The organism is Nocardia cyriacigeorgica GUH-2 (assembly GCF_000284035.1).
Taxonomy (GTDB): domain Bacteria; phylum Actinomycetota; class Actinomycetes; order Mycobacteriales; family Mycobacteriaceae; genus Nocardia; species Nocardia cyriacigeorgica_B.
In genome coordinates this window covers 3,766,882-3,785,410 of record NC_016887.1, presented here as the reverse complement: position 1 = coordinate 3,785,410, position 18,529 = coordinate 3,766,882, and the positions used below count along the sequence as shown (strand labels likewise).

Genomic DNA, 18,529 nt, shown 5'->3' with positions numbered 1-18,529 from the left:
CCTGCACCAGCGCTGACGTGCGCGAACGGGATCCCCTCCGCCGCAACGGATCGCGTTCTGTGAGTCCGCCTTGCCAGTTCGGCGGAGAGTTCGCGGCAATGCTGCTAGGGTGGGCGAGTCGTCGGGTTCCGGGCTGTCGGGGCCGGTGCGTTCCGGTGGCTCGGCGGTCGATCGAAGTGCTTGTCCGGCGGTTGCTTTCGGGCAGCCGTCGGGGGTGTTCGATGCTCTGCCGGGTGCCCGACGCGAAACCTCATCCGGCCAGGGGTGCAGTCATGGTCGGGCGTCACGAGGAAGGCGAAACGAAGCGCTGTGGCAGCAGGCTGTGGCATCTTGTGGCGCTCCCTCGAGCCCCGTCAACGAGAGAGCTGATGAATCTGAATATCGCCGTGCTGGTTCCGTGGATCTTGGCTCCTGCTCTCGTCCTCGCGGTGGCCTGGTACGCGGTGCGGGCGGTACGGGAGCAGAAGGCCCGCGCCGACGCGCTGGAGCGAGACCTCGGCATCCGCGAAGAGTTCCTCGAGCGGTTCGCCACCACTACGCTGCCGTCGCTGACCGAATCCGTGCGCAGGCATGAGCAGCCCACGAGCGTCGTCGAAGTCCCCGACGGTCTCCAGGATTCGCGTTTCGCCCAGATCATGCGCTGGGTGTCCGAGCGCATCGCCGAGGATCTGCGCGGAATCCAGACCGAGACCAGGGACAACACGGTCCGCGAGACCGAAGAGCAGACCCATCGCGCGATCACCGCGGCCGAGACGGCGGTGCGCGCCGAAGAGGCCGCCAAACGCGAGAAGGCCGAGACCGCCGCGCGCGAGGCCACCAGTGCCGCGGTGCGTTCGTTCGGTACCTCGGTGGTCAGCCTCGGCGCCGATGTGAGCCAGGTGGTCAGCGCCGCGCTGCGCGAGCACCGCGACGACGACGTCTACGAAACCCTCATCCGCATCGACCACACCGTGCAGCAGATGATCCGCCAGGCGCAGTCCTATGTGATCGTCTGTGGTGGTCTGCCCGGCCGCCGCTGGCCCGCCCAGTCGCTCACCGACGTCGTCGGCGGCGCGATCGGCCGCGTGCGCGACTTCCTGCGGGTGCGTTCGGGTCAGCTGGACCGGGTGGTGATCAGCCGTTCGGTGGAGCCGCTGGTGCATACCTTGGCCGCGCTGATCGACAACGCGCTGCGCTACTCGCCGCCCACCTCCTACGTCGACGTCAGCTTCCAGGAAGGCCATCACGGCGTCACCGTGATCGTCGACGACGCCGGTGTGCGGATGAACGCCGAGCAGATGGAGGAGGCCAGGCAGATCCTCGCGAACGAACGCTCGGTCGACATCCACCAGCTCGGCCCGGCCCCCAAGGTCGGCTTCCCCGGTATCGCGGCGCTGGCCCGCCGGTACGGGTTCACCGTCTACATCGACGGGCCCAACGCCTACGGCGGTATGCGCGCCATGGTGTACATCCCCGAATCGCTGCTGGTCAGCCCGCGCGCCCCGCAGGCCGACGAGGCCGCGCCGCTGTCGCCGGGACTCACCGCCGCCCCGGCCGTGCTGTCCTCGGGTCCGGCCGCCGCAGTGCTGCACGGGGAATCGTCGCCGGCGGGCGTGCGGGCCCGGGAGTCCGCGCCGCTGGCCGCCGTCACCACCATGCCCGCCGCCGGCGGTGCGCAGGCCGCGCCTGCCGTGCGTTCGACCACCCTCGGATCGGCCGCGGGGAGCGGTACGACCGAGTCGCCGATGCGTTCCACGATGACGGGGGGCAATGCGATGACCGGGCTGTCGGAGATCCCCGACACCGATGACCGGCCCACGATGACCGACGTCACCACCGGCGGTCTGCCCAAGCGCCGCCGTCGGGCGGTCGCGGTGGTTCCGCCGGTCGCGCAGAGTCCGGCCACCGAACCGGGTAAGCCCCGGCCCGAGATCGCCGCCGCTTGGCAGAGCGGCTCCAAGAGCGGCCGCGCCGCCGCAACCGACGACACCGAAGGGATGACATCCTGATGGGCTCACCGAGAACTGTTGTCACCGACAGCACCAACAAGCTCGGCTGGTTACTCGAGGACCTCGAGATCCCCGGCGTCCGCTTCGCGGTCCTGCTGTCCGACGACGGGCTGCGGATCGCGCACTCCAGCGGAGTCGCCAAAGACGACGCGGAGCGTTTCGCCGCCGCCGCGTCGGGTCTGCGTTCGCTGGGCAAGGCGCTCGGTGAGTTCTGCGGCGGCGCCGGTAACGGCGTGCGCCAGAACATGACCGAGTACGACCAGGGGATGATCCTCATCACCGCGGCCGGCGAGGGCGCGCTGCTCGGGGTGTCCACCACCACCGACATCGACGTGGGCCTCATCGCGCACCGGATGAACGAGCTGGCCGACCGGGTCGGACACGAACTCGGCAGTCAGCCGCGCGGGAGCGTTGACGGCGGCGAAATGTCATGAGCGGGCCGCGGCGTGATCCCGACCTGGTCCGCGCCTACGTGCGGACCAGGGGACGCTCGCGTCCGACGCGTGAATTGGACCTGGTCACCCTCGTCATCGCGGTGAAGAAGCCGGGGCCGGGAACGAGCCCCGACGCGCGGCGAGTGGCCGAGGTCTGTGCCCGCGGTGCGCTGTCGATCGCCGAGATCGCCGCCTACCTGGACCTGCCCCCCTCGGTGGTCAAGATCCTCGCCGCCGACCTCCTCGACACCGAATACCTCGCCATACCCACACCGGCCGAATCACTGCCGGAGATAGCTTTGCTCCAGGAGGTTCTCAATGGGCTCCGTGCTCTCCCGGCCTGACCGCACCGTCGATTATGTGCCGGAGACCGTGACCCGATCGGTGAAATTGCTCGTCGCCGGGAATTTCGGGGTCGGCAAGACCACCTTCGTCAGCAGTGTTTCCGAGATCAAGCCGCTCCGCACGGAGGAAACCATCACCCAGGCCAGCGTCGGCATCGACGACATGGCCGGTTTGCCGGGCAAGCTGCAGACCACGGTGGCGATGGATTTCGGACGTATCACGCTCAATCCCGAACTGGCGCTGTACTTGTTCGGCACGCCGGGCCAGCAGCGGTTCGTGCCGCTGTGGGAAGAGCTGGCCCGTGGTGCGCTGGGCGCGCTGGTTCTCGTCGACACCCGCCGGATCGAGAAGTCCGACGAAGTGTTGTCGGTGCTCGAGGAACGCGGTGTGCCGTACGCGGTGGGCGTCAACGAGTTCGAAGGCGCCAACCGTTTCCCGCTCGCCGAGATCCGGGACGCGCTCGACCTCACCCCGGACACGCCACTGACCGCCCTGGACGCACGTGACCGAGGCACGTGCCTGCGCTCGTTGATCATGCTCGTCGAATTCCTGTTCCATCGACTGGAGTCTCGTCTTTGACAACCCAACAGCCCGTCACCGCATCGCGTCCGCCGCTAGGCGGTTGCCCTGTCGCACACGGATCCCCGATCGATTCCGATGGCCCCCGGGTCTCGCTGTACACCGAGGAGTTCTCCGACGACCCACACCGCGCCTACCGGGAGATGCGTCGGCGCTTCGGCTCCCTGGTGCCGATCGATCTCGCGCCGGATGTACCCGCCACCCTGGTGATCGGCTACCAGGAAGCCGTGCGGATCCTCAACGATCCCGACCACTTCCCGGCCGATCCGCGCACCTGGCAGACCAGCATCCCGCCGGACTCGCCAGTCAAGCCGATGATGGAGTGGTATCCCAATGCGTTGCGCAACAGCGGCACCGCGCATGCCCGCTACCGGGAGGCCTACGTCGCGGGGATCGACAAAATCGATCTGAACGCGCTGAACAGCACGGTCGAGAAGATCGCGATCCCGCTGATCAACACCTTCTGCGAAAAGGGCTCGGCCGATCTGGTCACCGAGTACGCCTTTCCGTTGGTGTTCGAGGTGCTGAACCGGCTGGTCGGCTGCTCGCCGGAACTCGGACAGCGGGTGGCCACCGGGATGGCGGCGCTGTTCGACACCGTCAACGCCGAGTGGGGGATGAACTACCTCAGCGAGGCGCTGATGGAGCTCATCCAGCTCAAGCGGTCCCAGCCGGGTGACGATGTGACCTCGGTGCTGGTGGCGCATCCGGCGAATCTCGATGACGAAGAGCTGCTGTCCAATCTGATCAGCTTCTACGGTGCCGGTCTGGAGCCGCAGCAGAACCTGATCCTCAACACCCTGTTGCTGATGCTCACCGACGACCGGTTCGGCGGCGACATGCTCGGCGGCAGCCTGTCGACCCGGGACGCGCTCGACGAGGTGTTGTTCAACGACCCGCCGATGGCGAATTTCTGCACCACCTATCCGCGGCAGCCGATTCTGATCGATAACGCGTGGTTGCCCGCCCATCAGCCGGTGCTGATCAGCCTGGCCGGTTGCAATACCGACCCGGCGATTCGCGGAGGCGAGCTGGCAGGCAATCGCTCGCATCTGGCGTGGAGCATCGGGCCGCACGCCTGCCCCGCGCAGTCGGTGGCGCTCGTGGTGGTGCAGGAGGCCATCGACCAGCTGCTGGACGCGCTGCCGGAGATGGAGCTGGCCGAGCCGATGGAGGAATTGTCCTGGCGCCCAGGGCCTTTCCACCGGGCGCTGACGGCGCTGCCGGTCGTCTTCCCCGAATCTCCACCGTTGAACATAGGGTAAGGATCTCTGTGATGGAGCGCGAAACGATCGTCCTGGATATGGCGGGAGCCGATACCCACGCCGAAGCCACACGGCTTCGGGAGCGTGGGCCGGCGGCGCTGGTCGAGCTGCCGAATGGGGTGCCCGCGTGGTCGGTGACCGACGCCGCCGCGCTCAAGAGCCTGCTGGCCGACCCCCGGGTGTCCAAGGATCCTCGTCAGCATTGGACGGCGTTCATCAACGGGGAGATCACCCAGGAGTGGCCGCTGTTCCCGTGGATCGCGGTGGACAACATGTTCACCGCCTACGGCGGCGAGCACCGGCGGCTGCGCCGGTTGGTGGCGCGGGCGTTCACTGCGCGGCGGACCGCCGCGCTGCGTCCCCGGATCGAGCAGATCACCACCGAACTGCTCGACGCGCTGGCGGCCATGCCCGCCGGTGAGGTGGTCGATCTGCGAGCGCACTACGCCTATCCGGTGCCGATCCGGGTCATCACCGAAATGCTCGGTGTGCCCGAGGCGTTGAACGCGGGCCTGCGCACGTGCGTGGACCGGTACTTCGACACGACCATCGATCAGGAAGCGGCCGGGGCCAATTACGTCGAAATGTACGGGCTGGTCACCGAGTTGGTCACCTATCGCCGGGTGAACCCCGGCGACGATCTCACCAGCGCACTCATCGCCGCGCGCGATGAGGAAGACGGCTCGCAGCTGACCGAGAAGGAACTGGTCGACACGCTGATGCTCGTCATCAACGCCGGCCACGAGACCACGGTCAATCTGCTCGACCAGGCCATCGTGGCGTTGCTGACCCACCCCGAGCAGCGCGCGGCCGTGGAGTCGGGCCGGGTGCCGTGGTCGGAGGTGGTCGAGGAAACCCTGCGGTTCGAGGCGCCGGTCGCGCATCTGCCGCTGCGTTATGCCGTCGACGACATCGAACTCGACGGCGGGGTGCACATCGCCAAGGGCGAGGCGATCCTCGCGTCGTACGCGGCGGCCAGCCGTGATCCGAAGGTGCACGGCGAGACCGCCGATATCTTCGACCTCGGCCGCGAGAACAAGGACCATGTGGCCTTCGGCCACGGCGCCCACCACTGCCTGGGGTCACCGCTGGCGCGGATGGAGGGTGAACTCGCCCTGCCCGCCTTGTTCGCCCGGTTCCCCGGCCTGCGGCTCGCGGTCGAACCCGCGCAGTTGCAGCCGGTGGTCAGCTTCGTGTCCAACGGCCACCAGCAACTACCGGTTTATCTGAGCGCGGAGCGGTAACAAGTTTCTTGATGAGTCTCAACTGGGCAACGCACCATTCGAACGCGTCCACCGGTTCGTGCCCGGTTCCGCACGTATCCCCCCATGACGCCGATGGGCCGCGGGTTTCGCTGTACTCAGCCGAATTCGCGGCCGATCCGCACCGCGCCTACCGCGAGATGCGCGAACGGTTCGGACCGCTGGTTCCGGTCGAGCTGTCGCCGGGTATCCACGCCACGCTGGTGATCGGCTATCACACGGCCGTGCGGATCCTCAACGATCCCGAGCATTTCCCGGCCGATCCGCGTATGTGGCAGAAGAACATTCCGCTGGATTGCCCGGTGCTGCCGATGCTGGAGTTCCGCACCACGGCGTTGCGCACGACCGGTGCCGAGCATCTGCGGTATCGCTCGGCCAATACCTGGGCGCTGAACCAGGTCGATCTGCACGGTCTGCACGCCACCGTGGCACGGATCGCGGTGCAGCTGATCAATTCGTTCTGTGCCGACGGCAGCGTGGATCTGATCGGCCAGTACGCCTTCCCGTTGACGTTCGCGGTGCTCAACGAGCTGCTCGGATGCCCGGCTGATATCGGTCAGCGGGTCGCCACCGGGATGGCGGCGATCTTCGAAGGTATCGATGCCGAACAGGGCAACGCGATGCTGGAGCAAGCCCTCGCCGAGCTGACCGAACGCAAGCGGCGCGACCCTGGTGACGATCTGACCACCCGGTTGTTGCACCACGAGACCCGGCTCTCGGACGCGGAAATGGTGCAGCAGCTGGTGGTGCTGTACGGGGCGGGCATCGAGCCGTTGCAGAATCTGATCGTCAACACGTTGCGGCTGATGCTCACCGACGACCGGTTCGCCGGCAGCGTGCTCGACGGTAGCCTGTCCACCCGCGACGCGCTCGATGAGGTGTTGTTCACCGACCCGCCGATGGCGAATTTCTGTAGCACCTATCCGCGCCAGCCCACCATGGTCGACGGGGTCTGGCTGCCCGCGCATCAGCCGGTGGTGATCAGCATGACCGGCTGCAATAACGATCCGGCGATCAACAACGGCCAGTACGCCGACAACCGTTCGCATCTGGCCTTCAGCGCCGGGCCGCACGCCTGCCCGGCGCGGTCGGTGGCCTATCTGGTGGCCTGCGACGCGATCGATGAACTGCTGGACGCGCTACCGGAGTTGCGGTTGGCCATTCCGGCCGAACAGCTGACGTGGCGGCCCGGACCGTTCCATCGAGCGCTGTCGGCGTTGCCCGCCGTCTTCCCGAAATCGCCGCCGTTGCAGTCGCATTGACCGGGTAACGGCGACTCGTTTGCCGGGCGTCTGCCCTGGCGTAACCGGGCCGGTGGAGATTCTCACCCGTCCGTGCAGCGGCGATTGATGAAGTCTCACAACGAAATACGAGTATTTCTGTTCGCTCGCCAGTGGGGCCGGTGCGGCGGTACAGTCGGGCCTCGAGCTGTACACCGGGCACCGGGAGTTGCCCGCACGAAGGGGGCGGAGGGCTATGTGAGAGTTCCGCTCCCGAACACGTTTCGGGAGCGGCAGCGGTGCGGCGGGACTTCGACGCGGCTGTGCACGGCCGGTTCGGAACCGCCGCGTTCGCGGATCGTTTTCTCGTGGGCAGGGCACGCGGGCGCAGCGCCGCGCCCCGGCCGGGCCCTACGGCGGACGACCCGACGGTGACCCGGCGCCGTCCGGTCGGCTTTCGCCGAGGTCAGACCTGGAGTTCGTATCGTGACCATGCACCAACTCGCCGAAACCGGCCGATCCTGTCCCGTCGCGCACGCCATGCCGATGGATACCGACGGGCCTCGTATCTCGCTCTACGCGGCCGAATTCGCCGCCGATCCGCACCGCGCCTACCGGGAGATGCGTCAGCGCTACGGCGCCCTCGTCCCGGTGGAACTGGCGCCGGGTGTGCCCGCCACGCTGGTGATCGGTTATCGCACCGCGGTGCGCATCCTCAACGATCCGGACCATTTCCCGGCCGACCCGCGGGTATGGCAGAAGGACATCCCGGCCGACTGCCCGGTGCTACCGCTGCTGGAATGGCGCCCGCAGGCGTTGCGCAGCACCGGCGCCGAGCACACCCGGTACCGGCAGGCCTACACCGAGGCCATCAACGGCGTGGATCTGCACACCCTGCACAGCACGGTGGAGAAGATCGCCATCCCGCTGATCAACACCTTCTGCGAATCCGGCCGCGCGGAGCTGATCAGCCAGTACGCGTTCCCCCTCACCTTCGCCGTGCTCAACGAGATCCTCGGTTTCCCCGCCGAACTCGGGCAGCGGGTGGCGACCGGGATGCAGGCGATCTTCGACGGCATCGACGCCGAGCGCGGCAATGCGATGATCACCGAGGCGGTATTGGAGCTGGTCACCGCCAAACGCGCGCACCCCGGTGACGACATCGCGACCAGGTTGTTGAATCATCCGGCGGCGCTCACCGAAGAGGAGATGATCCACCAGCTGGTCACCCTCTATGGGGCGGGGATCGAGCCGCAGCAGAACCTGATCGTCAATACCGTGCTGTTGATGCTGACCGACGATCGTTTCGCCGGCAGCGTGCTCGGCGGCAGCCTGTCCACCCGTGACGCGCTCGACGAGGTGCTGTTCACCGACCCGCCGATGGCGAATTTCTGCGTGAGCTATCCGCGTCAGCCGATCCTCATCGATGGGGTGTGGCTGCCCGCGCATCAGCCGGTGGTGATCAGCATGACCGGGTGCAACAACGATCCGGAGGTCAGTGTCGGGCGCTACGTCGACAATCGCTCGCATCTGTCGTGGAGTGCGGGCCCGCATGCCTGTCCGGCCAAATCGGTGGCCTACCTGGTGGTTCAGGACGCGATCGACCAGCTGCTGGACGTGCTGCCGGAGATGAAACTGGCGGTGCCGGCCGATCAGCTGAGCTGGCGTCCCGGCCCGTTCCACCGGGCGCTGGCCGCCATGCCGGTGGTGTTCCCGCCGTCGCCGCCGCTGACCGTGCGATAGCGAACCGGGCCGCTTCCCGCTGGTCCGGGAAGCGGCCCACGCCTGTCGATCAGTTCGTTTCGATATCCCGGTGCCGGAATCCGAACGCGCCCACCGCGCACAACACGATCGCCACCCCCGCGGTGATCAGCACCGGCGCCGGCGCGAAATCTACCGCGGGGACCAGGGGGATGTTGTCGAACGGGGAGATACTCATCAGCCAGTCCGGGAACTTCAGCGTCGCCCCGAACATCAGCACCACGAAGCAGAACGCCAGCGCGACCCACGCCCCCACGGTGGCCAGCGGCAGAAAGCCGAACAGCACCATAGTGATTCCGCCCAGCACCCACACCGCGGGCAAATAGGTCAGCGAGGCGCCCAGCAGCGGAAGCAGCTGCGACATGTCGCCGGTCATCACCCCGTACATCAGCCCCATGCCGAATCCGCCGAGCGCCAGCACCACCGCGGAGCCGGCCAGCATGATCACCAGATGCCCGGCCAGCCACCGCAGTCGCGGCAGATCGGTGGACAGCAGCGGCTCGACTCGCCCGGCCGCCTCCTCCGCGCGAGGGCGCAATCCCGACGAGATGGTGTAGGCCGAACCGATCAGCGCCAGCAGTCCGGCGGACATGGCGTAGAAGGCGTCAACCAGACTGCCCACGTCCGCGCCGAGCATCTCGGCGATATCGACATCGCCGAGTAGATCGCTCACATCGTTGCCGATCGAGCCGAACGCCAGTCCGGCCAGCAGCATTCCGACCGACCAGCCGATCAGCGAACCCCGTTGCAGCCGCCAGGCCAGCCCGAACGCGCTCTGCAACGATTCACCCGCCCGCGCCGGGCCGGGCCGCGGCGGCAGTACGCCCGCGCCGAAATCGCGGTGGTCGAGCACGCGCCGCGCCACCAGCGTCACCGCGACGGCTACCGCCAGCGACAGCAGCGCCGGCCACCAGACCTCGCCGTCGTAGGGCCGCATGGCCTGGCCCCAGCCCAGCGGCGAGAACCACGACAGCACACCGTTGCCCACATCGCCGACCGCGCGCAGCACATACGACACCGCGATCGCCGCACCGGTGATGCCGTAGACGGCGCGGGTGCTCTCGGTGAGCTGGGCGGCCAGCAGCGCGACCGCCATGAACACCAGGCCCGCGCAGGTGGCGCCGACGCCGAGCGCGATCGACCCGGCCGCAGGCAACCCGTAGGAGATCAGGCTCAACGCCACCGCGAGGCCGTAGACCAGATTGGCCGCCACCGCGACGATGGTCGCGCCGGTGAAGGCCGCATGCCTGCCGACCACGCCCGAGCGGATGAGTTCGTCGCGGCCGGTCTCCTCGTTGGCCCTGGTATGCCTGCCGACCAGGAACATGCTCATCAGCCCGGCCACGATCATGCCGAACGCGCTGGCCTGGAAGGCGACCTGACCGTCGATGGTGTCGAGCACCCGGGGCGGCCCCGCCATCGCCACCATCGCGGCATTGCCCTGCATGCTGGCCGCGACCCGGTCCAGATCGGCCTGCGTCGGATAGGCGACGTCGACGCCCACGGCCTGCGAGTAGTAGATGAAGGTGCCGCCGAGGATCCAGAAGATCAGCGCGATCCGCTCCCGGCGCAGGAAGAAACGGGTGAGGATGCCGGTGCCGGTCAGCGTCGTGGTGGTCACGATTCCTGCACCCCCGAGGCCGCGAGCTCATCGCCGTAGTGGCGCAGGAACAGCTCTTCGAGGGTGGGCGGCTGACTGGTCAGGGTGCGGATGCCGAAGCCGGTGAGATGGCCGATGGCTGCGTCCAGGTCGACGGTATCGACCTGGAACCGGGCCCGATTGCCCTCGACCACCAGATCGTGCACCCCCGCCAGCTCGTCCAGGCCGGTCGGCGGGCGGCTGGTCTCGCAGGAGATGGAGGTGCGGGTGAGGTGGCGCAGGTCGGCGAGGCTGCCCGATTCGATGGCCTTACCGTGCCGGATGATCGTCACCCGATCGCACAGCGCCTCCACCTGCGCGAGGATATGGCTGGACAGCAGTACCGTGCGGCCCTGTTTCTTGACCTCGTCGATGCATTCCTGGAAGACCGCTTCCATCAGCGGATCGAGGCCCGAGGTCGGTTCGTCCAGCATCAGCAGTTCCACATCGGAGGCCAGCGCGGCTACCAGCGCCACTTTCTGGCGGTTGCCCCTTGGAGTAGGTGCGGCCCTTCTTGGTCGGGTCCAGGTCGAAGCGTTCGAGGAGTTCGGCGCGGCGCTTGTCGTCCAGGCCGCCGCGCAGCTTTCCCATCAGGTCGATCACCTCGCCGCCGGTGAGGCCGGGCCACAGGTTCACATCGCCGGGCACATACGCCAGTCGCCGGTGCAGTTCGGCGCCGTGCTCCCACGGGTCGCCGCCGAGCAGCGTCGCGGTGCCGCTGTCGGCGCGCAACAGCCCCAGCAGCACCCGGATGGTGGTGGATTGCCGGCGCCGTTGGGGCCGAGGAAGCCGTGCACCTCGCCGGTGGCCACTTGCAGGTCGAGCCCGTCCAGCGCACGGGTGCGGCCGAAAGTCTTGACCAGCTGGGAGATATCGATTGCCGCAGACATGGTTCAACGGTAGTCAGCTCGGCGGCTCGGCACTGGTCAACTGGGAATCACCGGTGCGGCGTCGTTATCCGCAGAAGCCGGGTACATCGATGCAACCGACGGCGCAGCGGGCCCGGAAGCCGGAGTCTCCGGCCTGATCGGTCGTTCACCTACTGGGCGTTCGACCGGCTCCGCGAGCGAGTGATCGGTGCCACAATTTGAGAGGCCCGGTTAACTTACCGTATAGTAAGTTATCGCGTTGCCGAGGTTGAAAGGCGTTGAGGGGCTCACATGGTGTCGCTAGTGGGGGATCTACCGCGCGCCGCGCGCAATATCTGGTCGCTGTCGTTCGGTGACGGCATCGAGCCGTACGCGCCGGCGCCGTCCACGGTTGTCTACGACGAACCGCACCGCTGCCTGCGCCGGTTCGATCGCGACGAACCGTCGGCGCAGCGTCCGGTGCTGCTGGTGCCGCCGCTGGCGGTCACCCCGGCCTGCTTCGACCTGCGCGAGGACCAGAGCTTCGTGCGGTTCCTGCTTGAGACCGGCAGGCAGCCCTATGTCATCGACTACGGCGAGATGACCTACGCCGATCGCGACCTCGGGCTGGAGGAGTGGACCCACGACATCGTGCCGACCGCGATCCGGCGGGTCAGCGAGGAGCACGGGGGTGCTGGAGTCGACGTCGTCGGATGGTCGCTGGGCGGCATCCTGGCGGTGCTGGCCGGTGCCGGGCACGCCGATCTGCCGATCGCCTCCATCACCGCCATCGCACCGCCGTTCGACCAGCGCAAGACCGTCACCGTGGCGCCGCTGCGGATGCTCGGCGCCGTCACCGGCGGACGCGAGGTCGATCTCGCGACCTGGGTGTTCGGCGGTATCCCCAGCTACATCGTGCGCACCGGCTTCCGGGTGCAGGCCTTCCAGCGTGAACTGACCCGGCCACTGTTCGTGGCGCGCAATATACTGGACGAGGACGCGCTGGCCCGGATGGAGGCCATCGACCGGTTCATGGCGATGATGCCGGGCTACCCGGGCCGGCTCTACCGCCAGATCCACCGGTCGTTCATCCTGCGCAACGAGCTCGTCACCGGCACCATCCGGCTGCGGTCGGATCTGGTGGTCGAAACCGCCAAACTCACCTGCCCGGTGCTGATTCTGGGCAGCCGGACCGACCTGGTGGTGCCCGCTGCGGCGGCCCGGGCCGGTCTCGATGTGCTCACCGGCGCGGAGGTGCGGTTCGAAGAGGTGCCCGGCGGCCACTTGGGCATCCTGGCGGGGCCTTCCGCCCGCGAGACCACCTGGCGCCTGATCGACGAATTCCTCACGCGCTGAGCCGTTCTGGGTTCAGGTCGCCGCGCGCAGTAGCCGCTCACCCAGTTCGCGGCAGCGGTCGCGGAACTCGGCCGGCTCCTCGATGACGAAATCGGCGCCGGTGAGGGCGAGTTGGAGCACCAGCCATTCGAAGGAGTCGACTCGGGTGATCACCCGTGACCGGTCCGCGCCCAGCGCCTCGATATCGCAGTCCTGGAACTTCAGGGCGTCGCGGATCGTCGCGGCGGACGCGTCGACCACCGCGACCGCGCGGTAGCGGCGTGCGGTGAGACCGGCGCGCAGATACGCGATGCCGGATTCGGCGGGCAGCGGACGCGGTGTGAATCGGGCACCGCTGGCCCTGGCGTTGGTGATCCGGTCCAGCCGGAAAGTACGCCAGTCGCCCCGATCGAGATCCCAGGCCAGCAGATACCAGCGCAGATGCAGGTTGACCTGCCGGTACGGTTCCACCCGGCGAGCCGAACGAGCGCCGGACTTGTCGGTGTAGTCGAAGTCGACCCGTTCGTGCGCGCCCGCCGCAGCACCGAGCAGGGCCAGCAGTTCGGCATCGACCGAGGGCGCGATCAGCGGCGCCGCTTCGAGCGAGGCCCGAACCGCTTCGGCGCGTAATCGCAGCCGGTTGGGCAGGAATTGGTCGATCTTGCCGAACGCCCGATCGGCGGCGATACCGATATCGGTGTGCTGTTCGCGCGGCGGCTCGTCTGGGGTGGTGGCCCCGAGCAGGGCCAGCGCGATGAGGGTGGCCACGGCTTCGTCGTCGTCGAGCACCAGCGGGGGCAATGTGCGCCCGGCCGCCAGCTGGTAATAGCCCGTCGGCCCCGGCTGGGTGGTGACGGGATATCCGTAGGCGCGCAACCGGTCGATGTCGCGGCGCAGCGTGCGCGCGCTGATGCCGAGCCGGGCCGACAGATCGCGGCCACTGAAGCGCCGGCCGGTCTGCAAGGTGGCCAGTAGTTCCAGCATCCGGCCCGTCGTATCGGACATGCCACCACTGTCCCATCAATTGCGGTCAAGATCCGGCCGCATCTGCCCTTACCGTCGAAGTGTGACTCGATCAGCTACCGCCCCGGAGCGCGCGATCCGTATCCGGGCAGCACGGACCAACAACCTGCGCGATCTCGATATCGACATCCCGCGCGGACAGCTCGTGGTGTTCGCCGGGGTCTCCGGTTCGGGCAAATCGTCGCTGGTGTTCGACACCATCGCAGCCGAGGCCGGGTACCAGCTCAACGAGACCTACCCGCCGTTCGTGCGCAACCGGCTGCCGCGCTGGAGCAGACCGGACGTGGACGCGATCGACGGCCTGTCGCCGGTGGTGGTGATCGACCAGAAACGCCTCGGCGGCAATGCCCGCTCCACCGTCGGCACCATCACCGACGCCTACACCTACCTGCGGTTGCTGTACTCCCGGGTGAGCACGCCGTATGTGGGGGAGTCCAACCACTTCTCGTTCAACGATCCGGCCGGCATGTGCCCGGCCTGCGCCGGTCTGGGCGAGACGCTGGCCACCGACGTCGAGCGGGTGCTGGATTTGGGCAAGTCGCTGGAGCAGGGCGCGATCCTGTTGCCCGGCTTCGGCAACGGGCAGTTCTGGTACAAGCAGTACGCCGATATCGGCTCCTTCGATCCGAGCACACCGCTGCGGGACTGGACACCCGAACAACGGCAAGCGTTGCTCTACGGCGGCGAGGCGGCCGCGCGGCTGGGCACACGCCCACCGAAGGACTACGAGGGTGTGGTCGAACGATTCGAGCGGATCTACCTGCACACCGCCGACGAGATGTCGGAGCGCAAACAGGCGGTGGTGCAACGATTCACCCATGCCGAAACGTGCCGGGAGTGCGGCGGCGTGCGGCTCAATGCCGAGGCGCGCACGGCGACGGTGCTGGGGCACACCATTGTCGAACTCGGGCGCATGGAGATCGACGAGCTGGTCGACGTCATCGCCGGCGTGCGCGAACCCGAGGTCGCGCCTGTGGTGGCCGCACTGCGCGAACGTCTCGGCGCCCTGGTGACCATCGGGCTCGGCTACCTGACGCTCGCACGTCCGACGCTGACACTGTCGGGCGGGGAATCCCAGCGCATCAAGACCATCCGGCACCTGGGCAGCAGCCTCACCGAAATGCTCTACATCTTCGACGAACCGACCATCGGACTGCATCCGCACGACGTGCGGGCGATGACCGAGCTGCTGAAACGGCTGCGGGACAAGGGCAATGCGGTGCTCGTGGTGGAACACGATCCGGATGTGCTGCGCATCGCCGATCAGATCGTCGAGATCGGGCCGGGCGCGGGCGTCGACGGTGGACGCGTGGTGTTCCAAGGCGGGTTCGAGGCCCTGGCGCGCGCCGACACACCCACCGGCCGCGGCCTGCGCCGGCAGCGCACGTCCCGGCCACCGCGCACGGCCGCCGGGAAGATCCGGATCGAGAACGCCACCCGCAACAACCTGACCGGACTCGACGTCGACATCCCCACCGGCGTGCTCACCGTCTTCACCGGTGTGGCGGGTTCGGGCAAATCGAGCCTCGCGGCCGAACTGGCCGCCCAGCATCCGGCCACTGTTGTCGACCAGCGGCCGGTGAGCACCAACCGGCGGTCGACGCCGATCACCTACACCGGGATCGCACCCGCCATCCGCAAGTTGTTCGCCCGCCACAACGGGGTGCCCGCCGCGCTGTTCAGCGCCAACTCCGCCGGCGCCTGCCCGGTCTGCAAGGGTCTCGGCGTCATCTATACCGACCTGGCGTTCATGGACGGTCAGGAGGTCGTGTGCGAGACCTGCGGCGGGCGCCGGTTCACCGAGGAGGTGCTCGGGTACCGGGTGGACGGGCTGTCCATCGCTGACATCGACGACCTCACCGTCGAGGAGGCGCTGCGCCGGTTGACCGCGCCCGCGATCGCCGCCGCGCTCGAGCACATCGCCGATGTCGGCCTCGGCTATCTGCGGCTGGGGCAATCGCTGACCACGCTGTCCGGTGGGGAATGTCAGCGCCTGAAGATCGCCAAGGAGCTGGCCGCCCGCGCCGAGCACACGCTCTACATCCTCGACGAGCCGACGACCGGACTACACCTGTCCGATATCGACACCCTGCTCGGCGTGCTGGACACCCTGGTCGGCACAGGCGACACGGTGGTCGTCATCGAGCACAACCTGGAGGTCATCCGGCGCGCCGACCGCATCATCGACCTCGGCCCGGGGCCGGGCCGCCACGGCGGACGCATCCTCGTCGAGGGCACACCCGACCAGCTGGCGGCCTGCGCCGAGTCGGCCACCGGGCGGGCGCTGCGGGAGATGATGAGCTGATCGCGCGGATTCGCTTGCCCGGCAATGCCGCCGGTCAGGATGCCGAGCGGGCGATGATCACCGGGCATTCGCCGGCATGCAGCACCGCCTGGCTCACCGAGCCGAGCGTCATCCCGACGAAGCCGCCGTGCCCATGGCTGCCGACGACGAGCAGCTGTGCGTCGGCGGCGGTGTCGAGCAATAACCGCGCGGGGCGTTCTTCGGCGACGACCAAGCGCACCGGAACGTCCGGATATCGGATCTGCCACGGCGCCAGGGCCTCCGCGAGTTTCGCCCGCGCCTCGGCGTCGAGTTCGGCGCGCGAGAGGTAGCGGTAGAACTCCGACCAGGCCGTCACCGCCACCAGTTCGGCGCCGCGGCCTGCGGCCTGATCGAAGGCCACCGCGATGGCGTGCGCGCTGCTCGGCGAACAATCGGTGCCGACCACCACCGGACCCGCGGTGCGCTCGGCGAATTCGGGGATCACCGCGACCGGGCAGTGCGCGTGCCGGGCCAGCGAGGTACTCACCGAACCGAGCAGACCGCGCCGCAGCGCGCCGAGACCGCGCGTGCCGACAACCAGGATTCGGGCCGTGGCGGAACGGTCGCGCAGCAACGGCACCGGCGCGGCCTCGCGCACGATGGTCTCGATCTCGATCGGGCCGATCGGCGCGGCCGCCGCGGTGGCGATCTCGCGGGCTTCGTCGAGGGCGTGCTGTCCGGCCTTGCGGTAGCTTTCGGCGTCGATCGGGGCGTAGCCGAGGGTGGGGCCCACATCGATCGGCACCCCGATCGCGTACACGATGTGCAGCGGGCTGCCGTGGCGGGCGGCGTCGGCGGCGGCCCAGCGCACCGCGCCGATGGCGGAGCGGGAGCCGTCGGCACCGACGACGACCGGTGCGCTGTCGGGTGTCATGGCCGGCTCCTCAGCTCGCGGTCCGGTGCACGGTGAAGAACTCGGCCACCGGGCGCCGGGGTGTGGGCGGCTGCTCCGGCTCCTCGGGTGTGGCCCCGATCCGCACCACCACCTGTGGCACACCGGGCTTCGGGATGAGGCCGGCGATGATGCGCCGGCTCGACGGCAACTCGGTGATATGGGTGAGCGGACACGTCGCCAGCCCGGCCGCCGTGCATTCCAGCAGCACCGCCGACAGGGCTTCGCCGGTGCGCAGCCAATGCAGTGGAGCGTCCTCGGGCGAGCTGAGCACTGCGAGCCGGGCGTGATCGTCGAGATCGCCGCGCCGCAGCGAACGCGGCCCGGCCGGGAAATCGCGGCCGACACCCACCTGCGCGAGTTCGGCGTTGGAGGCCAGCGCGGAGGCCGGGATGCCGTCGAGATTGGCGGTATTGCCCGCCCACCAGTGCAATTCGTGCTGATAGTGCGGGTCGTGGCGGCGCAGGGCCGAGGACTGTTCCGAGGCCGCGGCCAGGCGCGGGCGCACCGAATCGTCGAGCTCGTCGAATTCGATCTCGTAGGCCGAGACCAGGGTGCGCACGCCGGCGGCGAGGTCGTCCCAGCGCGGTGGGGCGAGCATGGGCAGCCGGTCGGTGTGGCGCCGATCGATCGCCCGGGCCAGGGCGAGCAGCCGCTGCGGTGGGTCCGGCCAGGGCCGGAACTCGAGGGTCGCCAGATGGTCGCGATGCTCGGGATCGGGCAGCCGGGTGATGTCGGTGTGCCAGCCGTGCGCGGCGAAGGCGGTGCTCACGTGATGCAGCATCGCGCCGCAGCTGATCACCAGTTGCCTGCTCTGCGGATCGGCCGAATGCAGCCGGCGCTCGCCGTCGCCGTAGAGGTGGAGCCGGGTTCCGTCGAAGACCCAGCGCCAGGGCTGGGTGTTGTGCACCGACGGCGCCCGGCAGGCCAGCCGCAGCGCGGCCAGCACTGTCGGATGCTCGGGGATCCGATCTTCGTCGATGTTGGTCATATCTGCGAGTCTGCCCCTCCCGCAGGTGCCTGACCAGGGTCGTCGGTCGCATGTCGCACCGTGCCGCGTCGACCGGTACGGCCGTCGCACGGGTGCTCTCCGCGGGCCGAACGGGCGCTCAGGTGATGGGACTGATCCCGGTGATGAGCGTGCGCCCGCCGACCGTGGCGGTGGTGACGAGCTGCGGGTTGTAGGTGATCGGCTGGGTCTGCGGCCGGTATTCGGTGACGACGACGGTGTACTGGCCGACGAACGCGCCCGGGCTGATCGCCAGGCAGTGGGTGGTACCCGCCGGCACCGAATCGATCCCGCGCTGGATATCGGCCGCAGAGGGCACCGCCGCACCGGGGGCGACGACGGTGCGGGCCTGCTCCCCGGACCGGGCGACGTAGAAGGCGTGCTGGAAGGCGAAGATCGCCGCGGTCCCGGAATCGTCCCCACCGGCGGCATTGCCCTGGATCCGGTTGCCCACCCGTTCCGGCGCGCAGGCCGCGGAGTCGCCGGACGGCGCCGGTATCACCAGGTCCGGTCGAGGCTGGGCGGTCGCCGGCTTGTCGCTGGATCCGTTGAAGTGCGCATACGCGGCCACCAGCAGCGCGCACGCGGCGAGCAAGGCCAGCA

15 protein-coding genes and 1 pseudogene are annotated in these 18,529 nt (G+C 68.6%); 10 read left to right on the top strand and 6 right to left on the bottom strand.

What is annotated here, in order from left to right:
* Positions 1-368 precede the first annotated feature (368 nt).
* From NOCYR_RS17015 to NOCYR_RS16980, 8 genes are all read left to right on the top strand, one after another.
* Positions 369-1,988: an ATP-binding protein gene (locus NOCYR_RS17015; RefSeq protein WP_014351638.1), complete on the top strand. Its 1,620-nt coding sequence runs from the start codon at positions 369-371 to the stop codon at positions 1,986-1,988.
* Positions 1,988-2,422, top strand: a complete 435-nt coding sequence (locus NOCYR_RS17010) for a roadblock/LC7 domain-containing protein (RefSeq protein ID WP_014351637.1) — start codon at positions 1,988-1,990, stop codon at positions 2,420-2,422. Before NOCYR_RS17015 ends, NOCYR_RS17010 begins: the two co-directional genes overlap by 1 nt.
* Positions 2,419-2,766 carry a DUF742 domain-containing protein gene (locus NOCYR_RS17005; protein WP_014351636.1) on the top strand — a complete coding sequence of 116 codons (348 nt, stop codon included), beginning with the start codon at positions 2,419-2,421 and terminating at the stop codon, positions 2,764-2,766. Before NOCYR_RS17010 ends, NOCYR_RS17005 begins: the two co-directional genes overlap by 4 nt.
* The gene (locus tag NOCYR_RS17000; protein ID WP_036536192.1) at positions 2,741-3,346 is read left to right on the top strand and encodes a GTP-binding protein; all 606 of its coding nucleotides are present in this window, start codon (positions 2,741-2,743) and stop codon (positions 3,344-3,346) included. The genes NOCYR_RS17005 and NOCYR_RS17000 overlap by 26 nt, the downstream gene beginning before the upstream one ends.
* The gene (locus tag NOCYR_RS16995) at positions 3,343-4,611 is read left to right on the top strand and encodes a cytochrome P450 (RefSeq protein ID WP_014351634.1); all 1,269 of its coding nucleotides are present in this window, start codon (positions 3,343-3,345) and stop codon (positions 4,609-4,611) included. The genes NOCYR_RS17000 and NOCYR_RS16995 overlap by 4 nt, the downstream gene beginning before the upstream one ends.
* 11 nt (positions 4,612-4,622) lie before the next feature.
* Positions 4,623-5,855 carry a cytochrome P450 family protein gene (locus NOCYR_RS16990; RefSeq protein ID WP_014351633.1) on the top strand — a complete coding sequence of 411 codons (1,233 nt, stop codon included), beginning with the start codon at positions 4,623-4,625 and terminating at the stop codon, positions 5,853-5,855.
* 11 nt (positions 5,856-5,866) lie between these two features.
* Positions 5,867-7,135 carry a cytochrome P450 gene (locus NOCYR_RS16985; protein WP_048833463.1) on the top strand — a complete coding sequence of 423 codons (1,269 nt, stop codon included), beginning with the start codon at positions 5,867-5,869 and terminating at the stop codon, positions 7,133-7,135.
* 450 nt (positions 7,136-7,585) lie between these two features.
* The gene (locus tag NOCYR_RS16980; protein ID WP_048834234.1) at positions 7,586-8,836 is read left to right on the top strand and encodes a cytochrome P450; all 1,251 of its coding nucleotides are present in this window, start codon (positions 7,586-7,588) and stop codon (positions 8,834-8,836) included.
* A gap of 49 nt (positions 8,837-8,885) precedes the next feature.
* Here the strand turns inward: NOCYR_RS16980 and NOCYR_RS16975 are convergent, their stop codons facing one another.
* Together NOCYR_RS16975 and NOCYR_RS16970 are read right to left on the bottom strand one after the other, a co-directional pair.
* A complete protein-coding gene (locus NOCYR_RS16975; protein ID WP_014351630.1) occupies positions 8,886-10,475 on the bottom strand; it encodes an ABC transporter permease in 1,590 nt (529 codons plus the stop codon).
* Positions 10,472-11,383 (bottom strand): annotated as a pseudogene (locus tag NOCYR_RS16970) (ATP-binding cassette domain-containing protein). Before NOCYR_RS16970 ends, NOCYR_RS16975 begins: the two are co-directional and overlap by 4 nt.
* A 270-nt stretch (positions 11,384-11,653) precedes the next feature.
* Between NOCYR_RS16970 and NOCYR_RS16965 the strand changes: the two are divergent.
* Entirely contained in the window at positions 11,654-12,697 is a 1,044-nt protein-coding gene (locus NOCYR_RS16965) for an alpha/beta fold hydrolase (RefSeq protein ID WP_014351627.1), read from the top strand.
* A 12-nt stretch (positions 12,698-12,709) separates the two neighbouring features.
* Here NOCYR_RS16965 and NOCYR_RS16960 read toward each other — a convergent pair whose 3' ends face one another.
* Positions 12,710-13,681, bottom strand: a complete 972-nt coding sequence (locus NOCYR_RS16960) for a helix-turn-helix transcriptional regulator (protein ID WP_048833462.1) — start codon at positions 13,679-13,681, stop codon at positions 12,710-12,712.
* Between the two features lie 163 nt (positions 13,682-13,844).
* Here NOCYR_RS16960 and NOCYR_RS16955 point away from each other — a divergent pair, with 163 nt between their 5' ends.
* Positions 13,845-16,004 (top strand): ATP-binding cassette domain-containing protein, encoded by a 2,160-nt coding sequence (locus NOCYR_RS16955; RefSeq protein WP_014351625.1) that lies wholly within the window; start codon positions 13,845-13,847, stop codon positions 16,002-16,004.
* 34 nt (positions 16,005-16,038) lie between these two features.
* On the opposite strand, the gene NOCYR_RS16950 is transcribed toward NOCYR_RS16955, so the two are convergent.
* The 3 genes from NOCYR_RS16950 to NOCYR_RS16940 form a co-directional block, all read right to left on the bottom strand.
* A complete protein-coding gene (locus tag NOCYR_RS16950) occupies positions 16,039-16,899 on the bottom strand; it encodes a universal stress protein (RefSeq protein WP_014351624.1) in 861 nt (286 codons plus the stop codon).
* Between the two features lie 10 nt (positions 16,900-16,909).
* Positions 16,910-17,908 (bottom strand): Acg family FMN-binding oxidoreductase, encoded by a 999-nt coding sequence (locus NOCYR_RS16945; RefSeq protein ID WP_014351623.1) that lies wholly within the window; start codon positions 17,906-17,908, stop codon positions 16,910-16,912.
* 118 nt (positions 17,909-18,026) lie between these two features.
* On the bottom strand, positions 18,027-18,521 hold the full coding sequence (locus tag NOCYR_RS16940; RefSeq protein ID WP_014351622.1) for a hypothetical protein: 495 nt from the start codon (positions 18,519-18,521) through the stop codon (positions 18,027-18,029).
* Positions 18,522-18,529 lie beyond the last annotated feature (8 nt).